At 69.3% G+C, this 20,938-nt stretch carries 23 protein-coding genes; 10 read left to right on the forward strand and 13 right to left on the reverse strand.

Annotated elements, in window-relative coordinates:
* Position 1 precedes the first annotated feature (1 nt).
* The 4 genes from infB to rimP all read right to left on the reverse strand — a co-directional run bounded on the left by infB (position 2) and on the right by rimP (position 5,264).
* Positions 2 to 3,253, reverse strand: coding sequence for a translation initiation factor IF-2 (gene infB, locus ACFWUU_RS00590; RefSeq protein WP_380171496.1), 3,252 nt, complete (start codon positions 3,251 to 3,253; stop codon positions 2 to 4).
* A gap of 135 nt (positions 3,254 to 3,388) precedes the next feature.
* Positions 3,389 to 3,685 carry a YlxR family protein gene (locus ACFWUU_RS00595; protein ID WP_137254573.1) on the reverse strand — a complete coding sequence of 99 codons (297 nt, stop codon included), beginning with the start codon at positions 3,683 to 3,685 and terminating at the stop codon, positions 3,389 to 3,391.
* A 45-nt stretch (positions 3,686 to 3,730) separates the two neighbouring features.
* A complete protein-coding gene (gene nusA, locus ACFWUU_RS00600) occupies positions 3,731 to 4,723 on the reverse strand; it encodes a transcription termination factor NusA (RefSeq protein WP_380171498.1) in 993 nt (330 codons plus the stop codon).
* Position 4,724: 1 nt separating this feature from the next.
* Positions 4,725 to 5,264, reverse strand: coding sequence for a ribosome maturation factor RimP (gene rimP, locus ACFWUU_RS00605; RefSeq protein WP_137254571.1), 540 nt, complete (start codon positions 5,262 to 5,264; stop codon positions 4,725 to 4,727).
* A 152-nt stretch (positions 5,265 to 5,416) separates the two neighbouring features.
* On the opposite strand from rimP, the gene ACFWUU_RS00610 reads away from it, so the two are divergent.
* Positions 5,417 to 5,971 carry a cell division protein FtsK gene (locus ACFWUU_RS00610; protein WP_380171500.1) on the forward strand — a complete coding sequence of 185 codons (555 nt, stop codon included), beginning with the start codon at positions 5,417 to 5,419 and terminating at the stop codon, positions 5,969 to 5,971.
* Positions 5,968 to 6,375, forward strand: coding sequence for a ferritin-like domain-containing protein (locus tag ACFWUU_RS00615; RefSeq protein ID WP_380171502.1), 408 nt, complete (start codon positions 5,968 to 5,970; stop codon positions 6,373 to 6,375). Before ACFWUU_RS00610 ends, ACFWUU_RS00615 begins: the two co-directional genes overlap by 4 nt.
* Here ACFWUU_RS00615 and hisH read toward each other — a convergent pair.
* From hisH to hisD, 4 genes are read right to left on the reverse strand one after another with little or no spacing between them, the layout of a single operon-like run.
* Entirely contained in the window at positions 6,372 to 7,013 is a 642-nt protein-coding gene (hisH, locus tag ACFWUU_RS00620; RefSeq protein WP_380171504.1) for an imidazole glycerol phosphate synthase subunit HisH, read from the reverse strand. The genes ACFWUU_RS00615 and hisH overlap by 4 nt on opposite strands.
* Positions 7,010 to 7,609: an imidazoleglycerol-phosphate dehydratase HisB gene (gene hisB, locus ACFWUU_RS00625; RefSeq protein WP_380171505.1), complete on the reverse strand. Its 600-nt coding sequence runs from the start codon at positions 7,607 to 7,609 to the stop codon at positions 7,010 to 7,012. Before hisB ends, hisH begins: the two co-directional genes overlap by 4 nt.
* Positions 7,606 to 8,724 carry a histidinol-phosphate transaminase gene (locus tag ACFWUU_RS00630; RefSeq protein ID WP_380171507.1) on the reverse strand — a complete coding sequence of 373 codons (1,119 nt, stop codon included), beginning with the start codon at positions 8,722 to 8,724 and terminating at the stop codon, positions 7,606 to 7,608. The genes hisB and ACFWUU_RS00630 overlap by 4 nt, the downstream gene beginning before the upstream one ends.
* Positions 8,724 to 10,049: a histidinol dehydrogenase gene (gene hisD / locus ACFWUU_RS00635; RefSeq protein ID WP_380171509.1), complete on the reverse strand. Its 1,326-nt coding sequence runs from the start codon at positions 10,047 to 10,049 to the stop codon at positions 8,724 to 8,726. The genes ACFWUU_RS00630 and hisD overlap by 1 nt, the downstream gene beginning before the upstream one ends.
* Positions 10,050 to 10,312: 263 nt before the next feature.
* On the opposite strand from hisD, the gene ACFWUU_RS00640 reads away from it, so the two are divergent.
* From ACFWUU_RS00640 to ACFWUU_RS00655, 4 genes are all read left to right on the forward strand, one after another.
* Positions 10,313 to 10,984 (forward strand): LON peptidase substrate-binding domain-containing protein, encoded by a 672-nt coding sequence (locus ACFWUU_RS00640; RefSeq protein ID WP_134098356.1) that lies wholly within the window; start codon positions 10,313 to 10,315, stop codon positions 10,982 to 10,984.
* Between the two features lie 86 nt (positions 10,985 to 11,070).
* Positions 11,071 to 11,901 carry an SDR family NAD(P)-dependent oxidoreductase gene (locus tag ACFWUU_RS00645; RefSeq protein ID WP_380171511.1) on the forward strand — a complete coding sequence of 277 codons (831 nt, stop codon included), beginning with the start codon at positions 11,071 to 11,073 and terminating at the stop codon, positions 11,899 to 11,901.
* 35 nt (positions 11,902 to 11,936) lie between these two features.
* A complete protein-coding gene (locus ACFWUU_RS00650) occupies positions 11,937 to 12,173 on the forward strand; it encodes a YlcI/YnfO family protein (RefSeq protein WP_130446636.1) in 237 nt (78 codons plus the stop codon).
* A complete protein-coding gene (locus ACFWUU_RS00655) occupies positions 12,173 to 12,475 on the forward strand; it encodes a type II toxin-antitoxin system PemK/MazF family toxin (RefSeq protein ID WP_130446637.1) in 303 nt (100 codons plus the stop codon). Before ACFWUU_RS00650 ends, ACFWUU_RS00655 begins: the two co-directional genes overlap by 1 nt.
* On the opposite strand, the gene ACFWUU_RS00660 is transcribed toward ACFWUU_RS00655, so the two are convergent.
* From ACFWUU_RS00660 to ilvD, 4 genes are all read right to left on the reverse strand, one after another.
* The gene (locus ACFWUU_RS00660; protein WP_380171513.1) at positions 12,447 to 13,424 is read right to left on the reverse strand and encodes a RimK family alpha-L-glutamate ligase; all 978 of its coding nucleotides are present in this window, start codon (positions 13,422 to 13,424) and stop codon (positions 12,447 to 12,449) included. The genes ACFWUU_RS00655 and ACFWUU_RS00660 overlap by 29 nt on opposite strands.
* Entirely contained in the window at positions 13,425 to 13,643 is a 219-nt protein-coding gene (locus ACFWUU_RS00665; RefSeq protein ID WP_137254561.1) for a hypothetical protein, read from the reverse strand. It lies immediately after the preceding gene.
* A 12-nt stretch (positions 13,644 to 13,655) separates the two neighbouring features.
* On the reverse strand, positions 13,656 to 13,907 hold the full coding sequence (locus ACFWUU_RS00670) for a hypothetical protein (protein WP_137254560.1): 252 nt from the start codon (positions 13,905 to 13,907) through the stop codon (positions 13,656 to 13,658).
* 72 nt (positions 13,908 to 13,979) lie between these two features.
* On the reverse strand, positions 13,980 to 15,830 hold the full coding sequence (ilvD, locus tag ACFWUU_RS00675) for a dihydroxy-acid dehydratase (protein ID WP_380171515.1): 1,851 nt from the start codon (positions 15,828 to 15,830) through the stop codon (positions 13,980 to 13,982).
* Positions 15,831 to 15,952: 122 nt separating this feature from the next.
* Here ilvD and ACFWUU_RS00680 point away from each other — a divergent pair, with 122 nt between their 5' ends.
* From ACFWUU_RS00680 to ACFWUU_RS00695, 4 genes are all read left to right on the forward strand, one after another.
* The gene (locus ACFWUU_RS00680; protein ID WP_380171517.1) at positions 15,953 to 16,795 is read left to right on the forward strand and encodes a helix-turn-helix domain-containing protein; all 843 of its coding nucleotides are present in this window, start codon (positions 15,953 to 15,955) and stop codon (positions 16,793 to 16,795) included.
* Complete coding sequence (locus tag ACFWUU_RS00685) at positions 16,792 to 17,217, forward strand: VOC family protein (RefSeq protein ID WP_137254557.1); 426 nt, start codon at positions 16,792 to 16,794, stop codon at positions 17,215 to 17,217. Before ACFWUU_RS00680 ends, ACFWUU_RS00685 begins: the two co-directional genes overlap by 4 nt.
* A 59-nt stretch (positions 17,218 to 17,276) precedes the next feature.
* Positions 17,277 to 19,109, forward strand: coding sequence for a DNA helicase RecQ (recQ, locus tag ACFWUU_RS00690; protein ID WP_380171519.1), 1,833 nt, complete (start codon positions 17,277 to 17,279; stop codon positions 19,107 to 19,109).
* An 83-nt stretch (positions 19,110 to 19,192) separates the two neighbouring features.
* A complete protein-coding gene (locus ACFWUU_RS00695) occupies positions 19,193 to 19,765 on the forward strand; it encodes a dihydrofolate reductase family protein (protein WP_380171521.1) in 573 nt (190 codons plus the stop codon).
* Positions 19,766 to 19,768: 3 nt separating this feature from the next.
* On the opposite strand, the gene ACFWUU_RS00700 is transcribed toward ACFWUU_RS00695, so the two are convergent.
* On the reverse strand, positions 19,769 to 20,905 hold the full coding sequence (locus tag ACFWUU_RS00700; RefSeq protein WP_380171522.1) for a serine hydrolase domain-containing protein: 1,137 nt from the start codon (positions 20,903 to 20,905) through the stop codon (positions 19,769 to 19,771).
* Between the last annotated feature and the right edge of the window lie 33 nt (positions 20,906 to 20,938).

Consider the following 20,938-nt stretch of genomic DNA (forward strand, 5'->3'; position numbering starts at 1 on the left):
ATCAGCTGCGCGGCTTCTCGCGGAGCTCGAACGCCTCGACGACGTCACCGATCTTGATGTCGTTGAAGTTGTTGATGGTCAGACCACACTCGAAGCCCTCGCGGACCTCGGACGCGTCGTCCTTGAACCTCTTCAGCGACGACAACTCGGTGTTGTCGACGACCACCGCGCCGTCCCGGATCAACCGGACCTTGGCGTTGCGGCGGATCAGGCCGCTGGTCACCCAGCAACCGGCGATGTTGCCCACCTTCGAGGAGCGGAAGATCTCCCGGATCTCGGCCTGGCCGAGGGTGACCTCCTCGTAGATCGGCTTGAGCATGCCCTTCAGGGCGGCCTCGATGTCGTCGATCGCCGAGTAGATGACCGAGTAGTACCGGACATCCACGCCCTCGCGCTCGGCCAGGTCCCCGGCCTTGCCCGCCGGCCGCACGTTGAAGCCGATGATGACGGCGTTCGACGCGATGGCCAGGTTGACGTCGTTCTCGTTGATCGCACCGACACCGCGGTCGATGATCCGCAGGCTGACCTCGTCGCCGACCTCGATCCGGACCAGCGCGTCTTCCAGCGCCTCGACCGAACCGGACACGTCGCCCTTGAGGATCAGCAGCAGCTCCTGGGCCTCACCCTTCTCCATCGAGGCCATGAAGTCCTCGAGGGTACGACGGGCGCGACGCTTGGCGTTGGCGGCCGCACGAGCACGGGCTTCCCGCTTCTCGGCGATCTGCCGGGCCCTGCGGTCGTCGTCGACCACCAGGAACTTGTCGCCCGCACCCGGTACCGCGGTCAGACCGAGCACCAGGACCGGACGCGACGGGGTCGCCTCCTCGACGTTGTTGCCGTGCTCGTCGAGCATGGCCCGGACCCGGCCGTACGCCGGACCGACCACCATCGAGTCGCCGACCCGGAGCGTGCCGCGCTGCACCAGCACGGTCGCCACCGGACCACGGCCCTTGTCGAGGTTCGCCTCGATCGCGATGCCCTCGGCGTGCATCTTCGGGTTGGCCCGCAGGTCGAGCGCCGCGTCCGCGGTCAGCACGACACCTTCGAGCAGCCCGTCGATGTTGATCCGGGACTTCGCCGAGACGTCGACGAACATCGTGTCGCCGCCGTACTCCTCGGGCACCAGGCCGTACTCGGTCAGCTGACCGCGCACCTTGGCCGGGTCCGCACTCGGGACGTCGATCTTGTTCACCGCGACCACGATCGGGACGTTCGCCGCCCGGGCGTGGTTCAGTGCCTCGATCGTCTGCGGCATCACGCCGTCGTCGGCCGCGACCACCAGGATGACGATGTCGGTGGCCTGCGCACCACGGGCACGCATGGCGGTGAACGCCTCGTGACCCGGGGTGTCGACGAAGGTGATGGCCCGCTGCTCGCCGTCCACCTCGGTCGTCACCTGGTACGCACCGATGTGCTGGGTGATACCGCCGGCTTCCTTGGCAACGACGTTCGCCATCCGGATCGCGTCCAGCAGCTTGGTCTTACCGTGGTCGACGTGACCCATCACGGTCACCACCGGCGGCCGCGGTGCCAGGTCGTCCTCATCGCCTTCGTCGGAACCGAAGTCGATGTCGAACGACTGCAGCAGCTCGCGGTCCTCGTCCTCGGGCGAGACCAGCTGGACGTCGTAGTTCAGCTCGGTGCCGAGCAGTTCCAGCGTCTCCTCGTTGACCGACTGGGTCGCGGTCACCATCTCGCCGAGGTGGAACAGCACCTGGACGAGCGACGCCGGGTCGACTCCGACCTTCTCGGCGAAGTCCGTCAGCGACGCGCCACGGGGAAGCCTCACGACCTCGCCGTCACCGTGCTTGACGCGGACGCCACCGACCGCCGGGGCCTGCATGTTGTCGAATTCCTGGCGCTTCGCGCGCTTCGACTTGCGGCCACGACGCGCCGGACCACCCGGACGACCGAAGGCGCCCTGTGTCCCGCCACGGCCCCGGTTGCCCGGACCCGGACGGCCACCGCCGCCACCTGGCGGGCCGCTGGGGCCGCCGCCACCCGGACGGAAGCCACCGCCGGCGCCACCGCCGCCACCGCGCGGACCTGCACCGGGACCGCCGCCGGGACGACCGCCGCCGCCTCCACCGCGGCCACCGCCACCGCCGCCGCCACCAGGACCGCTCGGGCGGCCGGTGAACGTGCCGGCAGAGGACTTCGGCATCATCGCCGGGTTGGGGCGCGGAGCACCGGGCACACCACTCGGGCGCGGCCGGTCGTTGTTACCACCGCGGTCGCGGTCGTTACCGCCACGACCCTGCGGCGGACGCGGTGCCATCCCGGCCGGGCTCGGAGCGCCCTGCCGGTCGCCACCGCCACCGCCCTGCCCCGGACGCGCGCCACCGCGCTGCATGCCCTGGGTCGAGCTGAACGGGTTGTTGCCCGGACGCGGAGCACCCGGACGCGGACCGCCACCCTGGCCGCCCTGACGGGGCGCACCGGGACGCGGGGCGCCCGGACGGGGCGCACCCGGACGCGGAGCTGAACCCTGACCACCCGGACGCGGGCTGCCGCCCTGGCCACCCGGGCCGGACGGACGCGGGCCGGAGCCACCCGGTCGCGGGGAGCCCGGCGTGGCCGGACGCGGAGCGGGACGGCCCGCAGTGTCGCCGTCCGAACGCCGAGCGGCGGGAGCCGTCGACGGGGTCGATGCCTCCGCTGCCGGCGCGGCGGCCGGTGCCTCGAACGACGGAGCTGCCGGAGCCTCGGCCCTGGCAGCCGGAGCGGCCTCGGCCGCCGGCGCCTGAGCCGGTGCGGTCTCAGCCGGCGCGGACTGGCGCGGACCCGGCTTCGGGCCCGGACGCGGGCCCGGGCGGGCGCCCGGAGCCGGGGCAGACTTCGCCGGGGCAGACTCGACTGCCGGCGCGGACTCGGCCACCGGGGCGGACTCGGTCCTGCTCACCGGAGCCGCCGGAGCTTCGGCGGCAGGAGCAGGAGCCGACTCGGCGACGGGCGCGGGGCGCTCGGCCGGAGCCTTCGGGGTGGCCGGCTGGGCCGGCTTCTGTGCCGGCGCTGCAGGTGCGACCGGTGCGGTCGCCTGCGGCGCGGCAGACGTGCTTGCGGCGGCCTTCTTGGCCGCGCGCTTCTTCGGCGGGTTCTTCTCGAACTCCTCCGCCAACCGTCGTACGACGGGTGCCTCGATCGTCGAGGACGCCGATCGGACGAACTCTCCCATGTCGTTCAGCCTGGTCAGAACGACCTTGCTGGTAACTCCGAGCTCTTTCGCGAGCTCGTAGACCCGGACCTTTGCCACTACTCTCCCTCTGGTCCGAGCCTGGGGCGCGGACCGTTAGTTGACGTACATGCTCATCGCATTGCACTCATCGTTCGACACTCATCGAGTGGTCATGAGTCGATGACCCGCCTTCATGTCGGTCACACGGTCCGGTCAGACCGCGTGTACATCTTGTTGATTATCACGCTGTGCGAGGTAGTCGCGCAGCCCGGTGACGTCGAGCGGCCCCGGGACCTTGAAGGCCCGTGGGAACGCCTTGCGCCGGACAGCCAGCTCGAAGCACTCCGTCGTGGGGTGCAGGTGCGCTCCACGGCCGGGTGCCCGACGATCGGCATCCGGGAGGACAAGTCCTCCAGAAACCGTCATCCGCAGCAGATCAGCCGGACTGGACCGCTTCCGGCACCCGATACAGGTGCGCTCCCGGGACCTGCCAGGGCGCGCGTCCGTCACTTCTTCCTCAGGGTGTGGTTGCGACTCAGTCGACCGACCGAGAGATCAGTCTACCTTCTCCGGCTCAGGCGTCACATCGGTATCCGGCCGGATGTCGATCCGCCAGCCGGTGAGCCGGGCGGCGAGACGGGCGTTCTGCCCCTCCTTGCCGATCGCCAGCGACAGCTGATAGTCGGGTACGACGACGCGGGCAGCACGGGCTGCGGCGTCGACAACCTCCACAGACGTAACCTGCGCCGGGGACAGCGCATTCCCGACGAAGGTCGCCGGGTCGTCGCTGTGGTCGATGATGTCGATCTTCTCGCCGTGCAGCTCGTGCATGATGTTGCGCACCCGCTGACCCATCGGCCCGATGCAGGCGCCCTTCCCGTTCACCGACGGGTTCAGCGTCCGGACCGCGATCTTGGTCCGGTGACCTGCCTCACGCGCGATCGCGGTGATCTCGACCGTTCCGTCGGCGATCTCCGGGACCTCGAGCGCGAACAGCTTCTTGACCAGGTTCGGGTGGGTCCGGCTGACCGTGATCTGCGGGCCCTTGAAGCCCTTGCGGACGCCGACGACGTACACCCGCAGGCGGGAGCCGTGCTCGTACTTCTCCCCCGGGACCTGTTCCGGGGCCGGCAGCACGGCCTCGATCTTGCCGAGGTCGACCATCACCGAGCGGGGGTCGCGGCCCTGCTGGACGACACCGGAGACGATGTCGCCCTCCTTGCCGGAGAACTCTCCGTACCGGACCTCGTCCTCGGCGTCGCGCAGCCGCTGCAGGATGATCTGCTTGGCCGTGGTGGCCGCGATCCGGCCGAAGTCGGCCGGGGTGTCGTCGTACTCGCGGGCCGGCGTGCCGTCCTCGGCCAGTTCCCGTGCGTACACGGTCACGTGCCCGGTCTTGCGGTCCAGCTCGACCCGGGCGTGCTGCTGGGCGCCCTCGGTGCGGTGGTACGCGACCAGCAGCGCCGCCTCGATCGCCTCGACGACGACCTCGAGGGCGATGTCCTTCTCCCGTTCGAGCGACCGCAGTACGGCCATGTCGATATCCATGTCAGTTCTCCTCCACCGTGCCGTCGGCAGGTGTTTCTCCACCAGAAATAGATGGCTCAGTGTCGTTGCCGGCAGCCCGGTTGAATTCGATCTGGACCTTGGCCTTGGCCACATCGGCGTACGCGATCGTCCGCGCCTTGCCGTTCACGTCCAGTTCGGCCGCCTCCTCGGAGGCGGACTTGATCCGGCCGGTCACCTTGCCGCCGGAGTTCAGCGTCACTGCGACCAGGCGCTTGACGTTGCGGCGCCAGTGCCGGGGCAGGGTCAGCGGCCGGTCCACGCCGGGGCTGGATACCTCCAGCGTGTACGCGCCGTCGCCCATGATGTCGTCGGCGTCGAGCGCCTTGGAGATGGCCCGGGTGACGTCGGCGACGTCGTCGAGGCTGATCCCGCCGTCGCGGTCGACGAGGACGCGCAGCAGCCGGCGGCGGCCGGCCGGTGTCACATCGGCGGCCTCCAGGTCACAGCCGAACTGCTCGACGATCGGCCGCAGGAAGTTCTCGAGGCTCGTGGTGTCCGTGTGGTCTGGCTTTCGGCTCACAGGTTGACCTGCCTCTCTCTCCAGTTGTGCACCCGTTCCACCCCTGGCGGTCGCGCCAAGGGCAGTAGCCCACCTTATCCGGACGGTCCCGCGATCCGGGTCACCGGCTCGTCCCAGGCAGGTGTCGGCGCGTCACCGGGTATCGTTCCGGCGTGCTCGAACGCCGCCTGACCCGACGCGCTGCTGTCGTGACCGCCGCCCTTGTTCCCAGCGCGCTCGCGCTGACCGGCTGCAAGGACGACGCCGCCGCCGGGTCCGGTACGCCGGGTGCCGTGAACGGTGGACCGTCGTCCTCGCAGAGCCCGGCCGGGGAGACTCCGACCGTGGACCCGGCGATCGTCGCGGCGCTCAGTGTGGCAGCGACCCAGGTGACCCAATTGTCCCAGCTCTACGCAAACGTGAGCCGCAAGTTCCCCGCGTTACGGGCCCAGCTCGCGGCCGGCGCGAAGTACCACGCGAGTCACCTCGTGAAGCTCAAGGAGACCGAAGGCGTGGCCGCCAAGGCTGCGAAGGCGGTCGCAGTGCCTGCCTCGTCCGTGGCCGCGCTGACGACGGTTGCGAAGCAGGAGGCGATCGCAGCAGCCACGAACGCTGCCGCCGCGGCCAAGCTGTCCGGCGCACCGGCCCGCCTGCTCGCCGAGATCGCCGCCGCGCAGACCCAGCTGAGCTCCACGCTGACCCCGCCGAAGAAGAAGGACAAGTCGTGAATCAGGTCGAGGCCTTGCAGGCAGCTCTCGCGGGTGAGCATGCCGCGATGTACGGCGTGGGCGTGGCCGGCGGCAAGCTCAACGGCGCGCGGTTCCAGGAGGCGACCGACACGTTCGCGCGGCACCGCGACAACCGCGATCACCTGAGCGCGCTGCTCGTCGCCGCCGGCGAGACCCCGGTCGCGGCCGAACCGGCGTACGACCTCCCCCAGGCGGTCACGAACGCCGCCACGGCGACCGCGCTGGTCCTGGTGATCGAGCGCCGGATCGCGGCGGTGTACGGCGACCTGGTCGAGGCCGCCGAACAACCTGCCGTCCGGGCGTGGGCGATCGAGAGCCTGCTCGGTACAGCGAGCAGCCAGCTCACCTGGGGTGGGGCACCGATCGCCTTCCCGGGCGCTTAGAGCGAGCGGACCCAGTTCTCGAGGAGGGCTGCGCCGGCGTCGCCGGACTTCTCCGGGTGGAACTGGGTCGCACTGAGCGGACCGTTCTCCACCGCGGCGACGAAACGGTCACCGCCGTACGTCGTCCAGGTGACGAGCGGGCTGACCGACTCGCGGGTGTCGTGGAGCTGCCAGTCGCGGACACCGTACGAGTGCACGAAGTAGAAGCGCTCCTTGTCGACACCGTCGAAGAGCGTGCTGCCGGACGGTACGTCGACGGTGTTCCAGCCCATGTGCGGGACCGGCTGGGCCTCCTCGGGCTGCAGGCGCTCGACCGTGCCGGGCCACTGGTCGCAGCCGTCGGTCTCGACGCCGTGCTCGATGCCGCGGGCGAACAGGATCTGCATGCCGACGCAGATGCCGAGCACGGGCCGGCCGCCGGCCAGCCTGCGATCCACCGCGACATCACCGCGGACCGCCTTCAGGCCGGTCATGCACGCCTCGAACGCGCCGACACCGGGCACCAGCAGGCCGTCAGCGTTGCAGGCCTGCTCGAAGTCCGAGGTCACCGTCACGTCGGCGCCGACGCGTTGCAGCGCCCGCTCCCCCGACCGGATGTTCCCCGAGCCGTAGTCGAGCAGGACGACCTTCTTGCTCACAGAGCACCCTTGGTCGACGGGATCCCCGGCTGCCGCGGGTCGAGCTCGGCGGCGGCGCGCAATGCCCGGGCGAACGCCTTGAACTGCGCCTCGACGATGTGGTGCGGGTCGCGACCGGACAGCACCCGGACGTGGATGCAGATCGCGGCGTTGAACGCGAGCGTCTCGAACACGTGCTGGGTCAGCGAACCGGCGTAGTCGCCGCCGATGATCGCGTAGACCTGGCCCTCGGGCTCGCCGGTGTGCACGCAGTACGGCCGGCCGGACAGGTCGACCGTGCAGTGCACGAGCGCCTCGTCCAGCGGGACGGTCGCGTCGCCGAAGCGCCGGATGCCGCTCTTGTCCCCCAGCGCCTGGCGAAGCGCCTGGCCGATGCCGATGGCGGTGTCCTCGACCGTGTGGTGCGCATCGATCTCCAGGTCGCCGACCGTGTTCACGTGCAGATCGAGCAGCGCGTGCTTGGCCAGCGCGTTGAGCATGTGGTCGTAGAACCCAACGCCGGTTGAGATCTCGGCGCGACCGGTGCCGTCCAGGTCGAGCTCGACCAGGACCTTGGACTCGCTGGTCTCCCGATCGATCCGGGCAGTGCGCGTCATGTCAGCCTTCCAATGTCTGTCTTGAGGATGCGCTCCAGTGAAGCGCGGAACGCGGCCATCTCCTCGCCGGTGCCGATCGAGACCCGCAGCCAGCCGTCCGGTCCGGTCTCGCGGATCAGTACGCCGTCGTCGAGCAACGACTGCCAGACCGCGTGCCGGTCGGCGAACGTCCCGAACAGCACGAAGTTCGCGTCCGAGTCGACCGCGCGCAGGCCCTGCGCGCGCAGCCAGTCGACGGTCTCGTCACGCTCGACCCGGAGCTGCTCGACCCGGCCGAGCAGCTCGTCGGAGTGCCGCAACGCGGCCCGTGCGACGGCCTGCGTCACCGCAGACAAGTGGTACGGCAGGCGGACGATCCGCAGCGCGTCGACGAACTGCTTGCTCGCGGCAAGGTATCCGACCCGGCCGCCGGCCATCGCGAACGCCTTCGACATCGTCCGCGCGACGGCCAGATTCGGGTACGACGACAGCAGCGACACCGCGCTCGGCGTCCCGGCGCGGCGGAACTCGGCGTACGCCTCGTCGACCACGAGCACCGAACCCAGTGCCGCGGTCCGGGCCGCGATCGCCTCGACGACCTCGATCGGCAGCGCCGTCCCGGTCGGGTTGTTGGGTGAGGCAAGCAGCACGACCGACGGGTGGTGCCGGGAGATCGCGGCCAGCGCCTTGCTCTGGTCGAGGGTGAAGTCCTCGGCCCGGCGGCCGGCGACCCAGGCAGTGTTCGTGTCCCTGGCGTACTCCGGATACATCGAGTACGTCGGCGCGAACGACAGCGCCGTACGACCCGGGCCGCCGAAGGCCTGCAGGATGTGCAGCATGACCTCGTTGGACCCGTTCGCCGCCCAGATCTGCTCGGGCTCCAGCTGTGCACCGGACTCGCGGGCCAGGTACGCCGCGAGGTCCGCGCGCAGGTCGAGGAACTCGCGGTCCGGGTAGCGGTTCATCCCGCGGGCGGCGACCGAGACGGCGGCCGCGATATCCGCGACCGTCTCCTCGCTCGCGGGATACGGGTTCTCGTTGACGTTGAGCAGCACGGGTACGTCGAGCTGCGGGGCGCCGTACGGCTCGAAGCTCTTCAGCTCGTCGCGGATCGGCAACCCGTCGAAGCGGCCCATCAGTGCTCTCCGGGGAATCGGGCGGAAACGGCGGCGCCGTGGGCCGGAAGGTCCTCGGCGTGGGCGAGCGCGAGCACGTGGCCGGCGACCTCGTGCAGCGCGTCGCGGGAGTAGTTGACGACGTGGACCGCCTTCAGGAAGCTGCGCACGGACAGGCCGGACGAGTGGCAGGCACAACCGGCCGTCGGCAGGACGTGGTTGGACCCGGCGCAGTAGTCGCCGAGCGAAACCGGCGACCAGCCGCCGACGAAGATCGCGCCGGCGTTGGAGATCAGCCCGGCCCGCTCCTCAGCGTCCACGGTCTGGATCTCGAGGTGCTCAGCGGCGTACGCATCGACGACCGCGGTGCCCTGGTCGAGGTCGTCGACCAGGACGACGGCCGACTGCTGACCGGTGAGGGCCTCGGTCACGCGCTCGTGGTGCTTGGTCTGCGCCACCTGCTGTGGCAGCTCTGCCTCAACGGCAGCGGCCAAGGATTCGGACGGGGTCACCAGGACGCTGGCGGCCATCGGGTCGTGCTCGGCCTGGCTGATCAGGTCGGCAGCAACGTGCTTGGGGTCGGCGGTGTCGTCGGCGAGGATCGCGATCTCGGTCGGACCGGCCTCGGAGTCGATGCCGACCTCACCGAGCAGGAACCGCTTGGCGGCAACGACGTAGATGTTGCCCGGTCCCGTGATCAGGTTGACCTTGCGGCACCCGTCGAACCCGTACGCGAACCCGGCGATCGCCTGCGCGCCGCCCATCGCGTACACCTCGTCGATCCCCAGCAACGCGCAAACCGCCAGCACCGTCGGGTGCGGCAGGCCGCCGAACTCCTTCTGTGGCGGGGATGCAACGGCAAGGGACGGTACGCCGGCCACCTGCGCCGGGACGACGTTCATGACCACTGAAGACGCCAGCGGCGCGCGGCCGCCAGGCACGTAGAGGCCCACCCGCTGGACCGGGACGAACCGCTGGGTCACCCGCCCGCCGGGCGCGGGCTCGGAGGCGATGTCGGCGGTGAGCTCGTCCTGGCTGACCTCACGGACCCGCCGGATCGACTCCTCGAAGGCGCTGCGCACCTGCGGGTCGAGCTCCTCGAGCGCGGTCTTCAGCGCCTCGGCCGGGACCCGGATGTCCTCGACGCGCACATGGTCGAACTTCTCGCCGAACTCCCTGATCGCCTCGAGGCCGCGATGGCGGACGTCCAGGCAGATGGGTCGGACGACGTCGAGAGCCTTCTCGACGTCGAACACGGCTCGGGGGACCAGGGCATTCACTTCGGCTTGGAGGTCGGTAACCTCTCCGGCCGCCACTCGGCCCCGCAGGTCGACGCGGCGAATCATGCCGTCAGTCTAGTTGGGCACCGCCTCCCGGCCCGACCGGTATCCACAACCCGGCCGAGCCAGGAGCACCGGCACCTACCCTCAGCCGACGCGGACCATCGATGGTCGTCGGTTGCGTATTCGTTCCTCCCAGGTCGTGACTTTCGTCAACCTGGAGGACGCCCGAGCGCGCGGATCGCTGTAGGTTCGGGTCGGCCGAATCCTCGCCGTACCGGCGCCGTCACCGGGCGTGGTCGCGGCGTTCGTCCACTAGGCTCGTTGGTATGGACTCCCGCCTGCCGTTGCTCACTGTCGACACGGTGATCTTTCCCGGGCTGGTGCTCCCGATTCCGGTGACCGACGTCCAGGGTCGCGCGGTGGTCCGCGACCTGGTCGAGAACGGCGGCGAGCTGGTGTGCGGGGCACTCGCCGTACGGGACGGGTACGAGCTGGGCGAGCGGGTCTTCCGGTCGCTGTACGGGACGGGCTGCGCGGCGACGATCTCCGAGATCACGCTCGACGCGGACGACGACGGCCCGGTCGAGGTGACGCTGACCGGCAACCGGCGGTTCAAGGTCTCGGAGCTCGACGGCACCGGCGACTACCTGGTCGCGGACGTCGAGTGGCTCGACGACGACCTCGGCGACGACCCACTGGGTACGGCGATGGTCGCGGTCAAGCGTTTCCGGAAGTACGCCGAGGCCGTCAGCGAGATCAGCCGCCCCGGCCTGCACCTGGGCGAACTGCCCGACGACCCGAGCACGCTGTCCTACCTGATGTCGGCGGCGATGAAGCTCATGACCCCCGACCGCCAGAAACTCCTCGAGGCCACCGACGTCACCACCCGCCTGGCCCAACTCGTCGGCCTCATCGACAACGAACTCGCCGCCATCACCGCCCTGCCCTCCCTCCCCGCCTTCGACCTGATCAGCTGGTCCACGCTCTCCCCCAACTGACATTTCGAACGTCGTCCAACTGAGGGCGACGGGCCCCGTGCGTCCCTAGACTCCGGTCGAGGTATGCCTAGGGGAGGAGTCGGGCGATGTACGTGTTGATCACGGGTGGGACCAACGGGATCGGGTTGGCCGGCGCTCGGGGGTTGGCGGCGCAGGGGGCTCGGGTCGGGTTGGTGGCCAGGGATCGGGGGAAGGCCGAGCGGGTTGCGGGGGAACTCGGCGGGGCGGACGTGTTCGAGGCGGATCTGACGTCGCAGGCGTCGATCCGCGAGATGGTGCGGGACGTCCGGGGGCGGGCGCCGGCGATCGACGTACTGGTGAACAACGCCGGCGCGATGTTCATCAGCCACCAGGTGTCGGCCGACGGGATCGAGCTGACGTGGGCGTTGAACGTGGTCGCGCCGTACCTGATCACCACTCTGCTCGTTGGTCACCTCTCCCCCTGGGCGCGGGTGATCGGGACCGCCTCGGACGAGCACGAGCGGGCGAAGCGGATCGGCTTCGACGACCTCAGCGGCGAGCGGTACTTCTCGTCGTCCGCCAAGCTCACCGGCGGCTCGATGCGGCGGTACGGCGAGACCAAGCTTGCGCTGATCCTGCTCAGCTCGGAGCTGGCGAAGCGGGTGCCGATGATCCGCACGTACACGTTCGAGCCGGGGCTGGTCGCGACCGGGTTCAACTTGAACAACGGGCGCCTGATGAAGCTGATGATGGCGATGACCAAGCCGTTCGCCCGCACCCCGGAGCAGGGCGCCGAGACGCTCGTCTGGTTGGCCACCTCGCCCGACGTGGCCGACGAGACCGGCCTGTACTACTCCCGCGAACGCCGTACCGACCCGTCCGCCGCCGCTCAGGACACCGCGGCCGCCGCGCGACTGTGGGAGACGCTGGAGCGGCAGACGACGCTACCGAAATGAATCCCATAGCGGTATTCGAGTGGTATGGTCGTGGTATGAGCAAACAGATCACGGTCAGGCTGCCGGACGACCTGGTCGATTTCATGGACGAGCTCGTCGCCACCGACAAGGCGACGAGCCGGGCGTCCGTGGTCGCCCGGGCGATGGAACGTGAGCGCCGCCGCGAGCTGGCAGCCCGCGACCTCGCCATCCTGAGCGAGCACGGCGGGTACGACGACCTTGACGGCCTCGCCACCGCGGCCTCCGGCACCGTCCTCAGCGACCTCGACTGATGCGTGCCCTCCACATCGCCCGGCTCGACAAACCGCGGCCGGTGGTGGTGCTGACCCGCGAGCTGATCCGCCCGCGGCTCACCAACGTCACGGTCGCGCCGATCACCAGCACGATCCGCGGCCTGTCCACCGAAGTACTGGTCGGCCCGGACAACGGCCTGGATCACCCGAGCGCGATCTCCTGCGACAACATCCAGACCATCCCGAAGGCGCAGCTCGGCCGTCTGATCGGCCATCTGCATCCGGACCAGGAGCCGCTCCTGGCCGAGGCGATCAACCTCGCGTTCGACCTGGAGCTCTGACTGCGGCCTCCTCGTAGAGGAAGTCCGCGAAGCCGGCCGTCAGGTCCAGCCCGGTCAGACCTTGGACGAACAGGAACTGGCCCTGCGGATTCAGCTCGAGCCAGACCGGCCGGCCGTCGGGATCGAGTTTGAGGTCGACCACGCCCATCCTCAGCTCCAGCAACTCCAGCACGCGCGTCAACGCCCCCTGCACCAGCGGATCCAGCGCGACCGGTTCGATCGGTACGTCGAGATTCCGCCGCCAGTCGAGATCCGGCGAATCGATCGCGACGGCGTACGACGTCGTACCGCAGCACAACACCCGCAGATGCCGGGTTCCGGGCACGAACTCCTGGAAGATCGTCGGGCAGAGCCGCAGCGCATCGTCGTCGGCCAGATGCTCGGGTGTCACCGGCAGCGTGTAGAGCTGACTGCTCGGCGTGCCACGCACCGCCTTCAGAATGACCTGACCGCCGAGCATCGAGCAGAACCGGCGGATCTCGTCCGGATCCTCACTGACCAGCGTCCGCGGTACGACGAACCCGGCATCCGTTGCCGCGCGCAACTGGATCAGCTTGTTCTCGGCCCGCCGGGTCGCGTCCGGGTGACTCACCCAGCGCCCGTCGAACTCGTTGCGCAGGGCACCCATCAGCGTGCTCGCACAGCTCGCGTCGACGACCTCGCGGTGCGCGGGATCGGACAGCTCGCGAGCGGCCCGCTGCGGGTGGTTCCAGCGCCGGAACCAGATCGCGTCGCAGCCGGCCAGATCGAGCCGGCCGCCGTCCCGCGTCGGCACCGACGTACCGAAGCCGGGGTCGGTCGACCAGCTCAGCCCGCCGGGCCGATCCGCCATCGTGTCCACCTCGACGACCTCGCACAGCGCGCCGCGGTTGCGACGGAGATGTGCCTGGATCACCAGGGCGTGCAGATCATCGGTGAACGTCAGTACCGCGATCGACGGCCGGGGCATCTATTCGGCCAGGTAGTCGCAGTCGTCCATGCAGTCGTTCGGCAGCGTCGCGGACAAGCACTCCGATCCGCCGCCGTTGCGCGCGAACTCCACCGGGAGCCCGACGTCGTCGCGGACCCGCTGCTCCCACTCCTGCAGCTTGTCCGTCGGCACCAGATCGAACCGCGTCGGCTGGTACATGAAGACCACCGGCGCCTTGCTGTTGCCTGCTTCAGCCATGGTCGCCGCCCCTCACTCGTGCCAGTCGGAGTCGTCGGCGCAGATCTGGCCGTTGCCGCAGTTCGACCACGACGCGGAGCGCAGCAGCACTTCGCGTTCGAACCCGTACGTGTTCAGGCCGAAGCCCTCCTGGACACTGCGTTCCCACTCCGACAGTCGCTCCGGCGTCACCTGCTCGAAGTTCGTCGGCTGGAACATGAACACCGCCGGCTTACGCCCCTCGTCGAGCGCAGCACGGAATCGTTCCTCCCGCTCGTCCCCCATGACCCCTCCCCAGGTCAGGCATCCCCTGTCGCCAAGCTACGCCTGGACGCAGCACGGTGACAATGCGTGGGATCAGCCGAGCTTGGAGACGTCCCGTACGGCGCCCTTGTCCGCGCTCGTGGCCATCGCGGCGTACGCCCGGAGCGCGGCGGAGACCTTGCGTTCGCGGTTCTTCGGCGCGTAGACCCCGCCGAGAGCTTCCCGACGCGCGGTCAGTTCGGCGTCATCGACCAGCAGTTCGATCGAGCGGCCGGGGATGTCGATGCGGATCTGGTCGCCGTCCTGGACCAGGGCGATCGTGCCGCCGGACGCCGCTTCGGGTGAAGCGTGGCCGATCGAGAGTCCCGACGTACCGCCCGAGAAGCGGCCGTCGGTGACCAGTGCGCAGACCTTGCCCAGACCGCGGCCCTTGAGGAACGACGTCGGGTACAGCATCTCCTGCATACCCGGCCCGCCCTTCGGACCTTCGTACCGGATCACGACGACGTCACCCGGCTGCACCTGCTTGGCCAGGATCTTCTCGACGGCCTCTTCCTGCGACTCGCACACCACCGCAGGTCCCTGGAACGTCCAGATCGACTCGTCCACACCGGCTGTCTTCACGACACAACCGTCGACGGCCAGGTTGCCCTTGAGTACGGCGAGACCGCCGTCCTTCGAGTACGCGTGCTCGAGGTCGCGGATGCACCCGCCGGCTGCGTCGCTGTCGAGCGTCTCCCACCGCTCGGACTGCGAGAACGCCGTCGCCGAACGCTTGCAACCCGGCGCCGCGTGCCACAGCTCGACGGCCTCCGGCGACGGCGAACCGCCGCGCAGGTCCCACGTCTTCAGCCACTCGTCGATCGAGTCGCTGTGCACGGTGTGGATGTTCTCGTTCAGCAGGCCGGCCCGGTGGAGCTCGCCCAGGATAGCGGGGATGCCGCCGGCGCGATGGACGTCCTCCATGTAGTACGTGCCTTGAGGCGCCACGTTCGGTGCGACCTTGGCCAGGCACGGGACCCGGCGCGAGACCGCGTTGATGTCGTCGAGGTCGAAGCCGACCTCGGCCTCCTGCGCGGCCGCGAGCAGATGCAGGATCGTGTTCGTCGACCCGCCCATCGCGATGTCCAGCGCCATCGCGTTCCCGAACGCTTCCTTGGTCGCGATGTTCCGCGGCAGCACGGTCGCGTCGTCGTTGTCGTAGTACCGCTTGGTGATCTGTACGACGGTCTCGCCGGCCTTCTCGTACAGCGCGCGGCGGGCGGTGTGGGTCGCGAGCACGGAACCGTTGCCCGGCAGCGAGAGGCCGATCGCCTCGGTCAGGCAGTTCATCGAGTTCGCGGTGAACATGCCCGAACACGAACCGCAGGTCGGACAGGCGTTCTCCTCGATCCGCAGGATGTCGGCGTCGGAGACGTTCTCGTTGACGGCCTCGGACATCGCGTCGATCAGGTCGAGCTTACGGACCGTCCCGTCGACCAGCGTGGCCCGGCCGGCCTCCATCGGGCCGCCGGAGACGAACACGGTCGGGATGTTCAGCCGGAGCGCGGCGTTCAGCATGCCGGGGGTGATCTTGTCGCAGTTCGAGATGCAGACCAGCGCGTCCGCGCAGTGCGCCTCGACCATGTACTCGACCGAGTCGGCGATCAGGTCCCGGGACGGCAGGCTGTAGAGCATCCCGCCGTGGCCCATCGCGATCCCGTCGTCGACGGCGATCGTGTTGAACTCGCGGGCGATGCCGCCGGCCGCGTGGATCGCCTCGGAGACGATCCGGCCGACCGGGGCGAGGTGGGTGTGGCCGGGGACGAACTCGGTGAAGCTGTTCGCGACCGCGATGATCGGCTTGCCGAAGTCCTCGCGGGCTACCCCGGAGGCCTGCATGAGCGCGCGGGCGCCCGCCATGTTGCGGCCGTGGGTGACAGTACGGGACCTCAAAGCGGGCACGACAGGTTCTCCTCTACGTCCGGACGACTATCCGATGGTGCCACGCCCGTCCGGATGGCGGTACGCGGGTCCCGGATTCTGGAGGGGCTGATTCTGTCCGAGGCTGGATCTAGCCTGTGGTCATGGCAGGGATGGAGCACCACACACGGCCGGTGCACCCTGCCCTGCGCCCGTATGTCGGCGACCTCGTCGGCTACGCGTCGTACGGGTATCCGATGGAGCTGCACCGCGGCCTGCCGTCACGGTTCATGACGCTCGTCATCACGCTGGACGAGGCGCTCGGTGTCGCGTGGCCGGGCCACCCGGTCGACAAGTACGACGCACTCGCCGGTGGGCTGCATTCCACCGCGGTGCATATCGGCCAGACCGACAGCCGGGCCGGGGTACAGATCTCGCTCACTCCCCCTGCGGCCCGCGAGCTCCTCGGGCTGCCGCCGGGTCAGCTCGCCTCGATCGTGGTCGGCCTCGACGAGGTGCTCGGTCGGTCGGCGCGCGAGCTGACCGAGCAGCTGCGCGAAGAGCCGAGCTGGGACAAGCGGTTCGACCTGATCGAGAGCTTGCTGCTGCAGCAACTCGGCCAACGCAACGCGGGCACGGCTCAGCCGGAGGTCAGCTGGGCCTGGCAGCGACTCTGCGCGTCCCGCGGATCGATCGGCATCCAGGAGCTCGCGACCGAGGTCGGGTGGAGCCGGCGCCACCTCACCGACCGCTTCACGCGGGAGCTCGGTTTGGCGCCCAAGGTCGCGGCTCGCGTACTGCGTTTCGAGCGCGTCACCGGACACCTGCGCCAGCACCCGACGACGCGACTGGCCGACCTGTCCGCCGCGGCCGGATATGCCGATCAGGCGCATCTGACCCGTGAGTTCCAGGCGATCGCGGGTTGCTCGCCACGGCAATGGATGACCGAGGAACTCCCAAACCTTCAAGACTTCACCCCTGCCGGGGCGCGAGTCTCGAAGGTATGAACACTGTGACTGAGAAGAATGTGATCGGCGTCTGGCCCGGGCTGCACTACCGGGACGGGCAAGCGGCGCTGAAGTTCCTCACCGAAGGCCTCGGCTTCACCGTGGTCGCGTCGTACCAAGGCGCCGTCGAAGGTTCGATCGCCCACGCGGAGCTGTCCTGGCCGACCGGCGGCGGGATCATGCTGGGCTCGGCCGATGCGAAGGCCGAGCCGGACGAGTTCACCGCGCTGACGGATCAGCGCCAGTCGGTCTATCTCGTGCACGACGATCCCGACAGCCTGATCGGCCGTGCGATCGGTGCGGGCGCGGTCGTGGTCCGCGGGTTGGAGGATACCGACTACGGATCGCGTGGGTTCACCGTGCGCGATTTCGAGGGCAATCTGTGGAGCGTCGGCACGTATGCGGGTGAGATCCCGAAGTAATCCACAGGCTGCGGCGATCGAGTCGGCATCTGTCGGTCGATCTCATTAGACTCGCCGAGGTGAGCGAGACAACCGCACTGCCTGACTCCGAAGCCCTGCAGACCCTCCGCCGGGTCTTCGGGTACGACGCCTTTCGCGGTCAGCAGGCCGAGATCATCGACACCGTGGTCGCGGGCGGCGACGCGCTGGTGCTGATGCCGACCGGTGGCGGCAAGTCGCTGTGCTACCAGATCCCGGCGCTGGTCCGGTCCGGCGTCGGGGTGGTGATCTCGCCGCTGATCGCGTTGATGCAGGATCAGGTCGATGCGCTCACGGCTCTCGGCGTCCGGGCCGGGTTCCTGAACTCGACGCAGGACTTCGACCAGCGGCGCGAGGTCGAGCAGGCGTTCCTGGCCGGCGAGCTCGATCTGCTGTATCTCGCGCCCGAGCGGTTGCGGGTCGAGTCGACCGTGCGACTGCTCGACCAGGGCAAGATCTCGCTGTTCGCGATCGACGAGGCGCACTGTGTGTCCCAGTGGGGGCACGACTTCCGGCCCGACTACCTGATGCTGTCCGAGCTGCACGAGCGCTGGCCCGACGTACCGCGGATCGCGTTGACCGCGACCGCGACCGAGGCGACGCACAAGGAGATCGCGACCCGGCTGAACCTGTCCGAGGCCAAGCATTTCGTCGCGAGCTTCGACCGGCCGAACATCCAGTACCGGATCGTTCCGAAGGACAACCCGCAGCGGCAGTTGCTCGACCTGCTCCGCACCGAGCACGCCGGCGACGCGGGCATCGTGTACTGCCTGTCCCGCAACAGCGTCGAGAAGACCGCGACCTTCCTGACGCAGAACGGGATCGAGGCCGTGCCGTACCACGCCGGCCTCGACAGCCGGACGCGCGCGGACAACCAGTCGCGGTTCCTCCGGGAGGACGGGCTGGTCGTGGTCGCGACGATCGCGTTCGGGATGGGGATCGACAAGCCGGACGTCCGGTTCGTCGCGCATCTCGATCTGCCGAAGTCGGTCGAAGGCTACTACCAGGAGACCGGTCGCGCCGGGCGTGACGGCCTGCCGTCGACGGCCTGGCTCGCGTACGGTCTGCAGGACGTCGTCCAGCAGCGGAAGATGATCGACACGTCCGAGGGTGATCTCGCGCATCGCCGCCGGCTCGGTTCGCACCTCGACGCGATGCTCGCGTTGTGCGAGACCGTGCAGTGCCGCCGGTCGCAACTGCTTGCGTACTTCGGACAGCACGGCGACTCGTGCGGGAACTGCGACACCTGCCTGACACCGCCCGAGTCGTGGGACGGCACGATCGCGGCGCAGAAGCTCTTGTCCACGGTGTATCGGCTGCAGCACGAGCGCGGGCAGAAGTTCGGCGCCGGGCAGCTGGTCGACATCCTGCTCGGCAAGGAGACCGACAAGGTCAAACAGTTCCGGCACCACGAGCTGACCGTGTTCGGGATCGGCACCGAGCTGAAGGACTCCGAGTGGCGCGGGGTGGTCCGGCAATTGCTGGCGCTGCGGTTGCTGGCGGTCGAGGGTGATTACGGCACGCTCGTACTGACCGAGGAGAGCGGTGAGGTGCTCGGTCGTCGGCGTGAGGTGATGATGCGCCGGGAGCCCGAGCGGGTCCGGTCGTCGAGTAGGTCGTCGGGCGGGAAGAAGGCGGCGGTCGATCTGCCACCGGAGGCGGCGCCGGTCTTCGAGCGGTTGCGCGCGTGGCGGGGCGCGGTGGCGAAGGAGCAGGGCGTTCCGGCGTACGTCATCTTCCACGACGCGACGCTGCGGCAGATCGCGACCGACCTGCCGTCGTCGCTGGCTGAGCTGGGCAGGATCAGCGGCGTCGGCGAGAACAAGCTGGCCAAGTACGGCGACGGCGTACTGGAGGCACTGGCCGCGGACTGATGTCGAAACCGGCCGGGGTTCTTCGACGCGAAGGCAGAAGATGGTGCGGATCAGCCGCGCCATCGAGCCAAGGGAGAACGCTCATGTCTTCAGCTGTGTTGTTGATGTCGATGTCCGCCGACGGCTACATCGCGGGCCCGAACGACGGGATCGGTAACCCGGGCGGCGACGAGTTCATGCGGCTGCACGAGTGGTACCTGAACGAGGACGGCGACGTCGGCCGACCCGCGGGCAAGGCCGCCGTGATCTGGGACGAGCTGCAGGCGACCGGCGCGGTCGTGGTCGGCCGCCGCACGGGCGAGCAGGTCGATTTCTACGGCGGCGACCACCACGGCGTACCGATCTTCGTCGTCACCAGCGACCCGACCGCGACTTCGCCGTACGAGAAGGTCACGTTCGTCACCGACGTCGAGACCGCGATCGCTCAGGCGAAGGCGGTTGCCGGCGACAAGGACGTGCTGGTACACGGCGCAGTCACCGCACAGAAGGCGCTGGCAGCCGGAGTACTCGACGAACTACAGATCGACCAGGTCCCGGTCCTCTTCGGCGGCGGCATGCGCCTCTTCGACGTACTGCCTGAGCGAATCGAGCTGGAGATCGCGCGCGTGATCGACACCCCACAGGCAACCCACATCCGCTACCGGGTGCGTCGCTGACGATCAGCTGAGCAAGGGCTCGAGCGCCTTCGTCAGCTCGGCCATCGGCACACCGATGTTCCGGCCGCCGTCGGCGAAGATCAGCGCGACCGACACCCGCTTCTCCGGGATCACGACCAGCAGGCTGGAATGGTCCGGTCCGTCGCCACCGTGCCCGTACGCCGTACCGAGGCCGAACTGTCGCGCCATCAGCATCGTGCCGAGGCCGTACTCGGTGCCCTTGGTCAGCTCGCCGGTCGGGCCGGGCGGCAGCACGCGTCCACCGTACAGTTGGTAACCCCAACGAGCGACGGTCGGCGCATCGGCGGCCAGCCCGCCGTACGGCGCGGTGGCGCTCGCGAAGGCACGGCACGGGACGTAGCCGTCGGGTTCACCGCACGAGTCGTTGTCGTCACCGACCACAGGTGGCTGCGGCTTCTCCCCGTCCTGGAAGGCCGCGTGCTGCAGACCGGCGGGCGCGACCAGATCGCGCCGCAGCGCAGCAGCGAACGGACCACCGGTCACCTTCTCGATCAGCATCGCGAGCAGCGCGTAGCTCGGATTGCTGTAGCTGGGCGAACCGCCCGGCGGCTTGACCGCAGTCGTGAGGTAGTTCAGCGCCTCGTCGATCGTCCAGTGTCTGCTCGGTGCGGCGGCGACCGCGTCGGCCAGCTCGCCGTAGTCGGCCGACTGGAAGTCCTGCACACCTGCCGTCATCGACAGGTGCTGCCGAACGGTCGCATTGTTCGCGGTCAGCTTGTGCCGCACGTAGGTCGACAGCGGCGCCTCGAGATCGAGCTTCTTCGCTTCGGCGAGTAGCAGTACCTCGGCGGCGACGAAGGTCTTCGTGATGCTCTCGACCGGGATGCTGGTGTTCGGCCGCAACGCCGTACCGCGGATGTCCGCTCCGGCCGCACCCGACCACACCCAGTTGTCGGTGACCACGGCCGCGGTCACACCTCGCGAGCCGGACGGGCTGTCCGGGACGGCGACCACCTTCGCGAGGACGTCCTGCAAGGATCGGGCCTTCGCCGGTTCGAGGGTTGCCGTGCCGGGCGCCGGCAGCGTCGCGGGCGCGCCCGGCTGAGCTGTTGGCCTGTCTCCCCCACCAGAACATCCCATCAGCGCAAGCACCAGGAGGGCGGCTGCGCTCCACCGCATCCTTCGATCGTGCCACCGATTCCATCCGGTGGC

Origin of the sequence: Kribbella sp. NPDC058693, assembly GCF_042715335.1 — a bacterium.
Classification (GTDB): Bacteria; Actinomycetota; Actinomycetes; order Propionibacteriales; family Kribbellaceae; genus Kribbella; species Kribbella jiaozuonensis.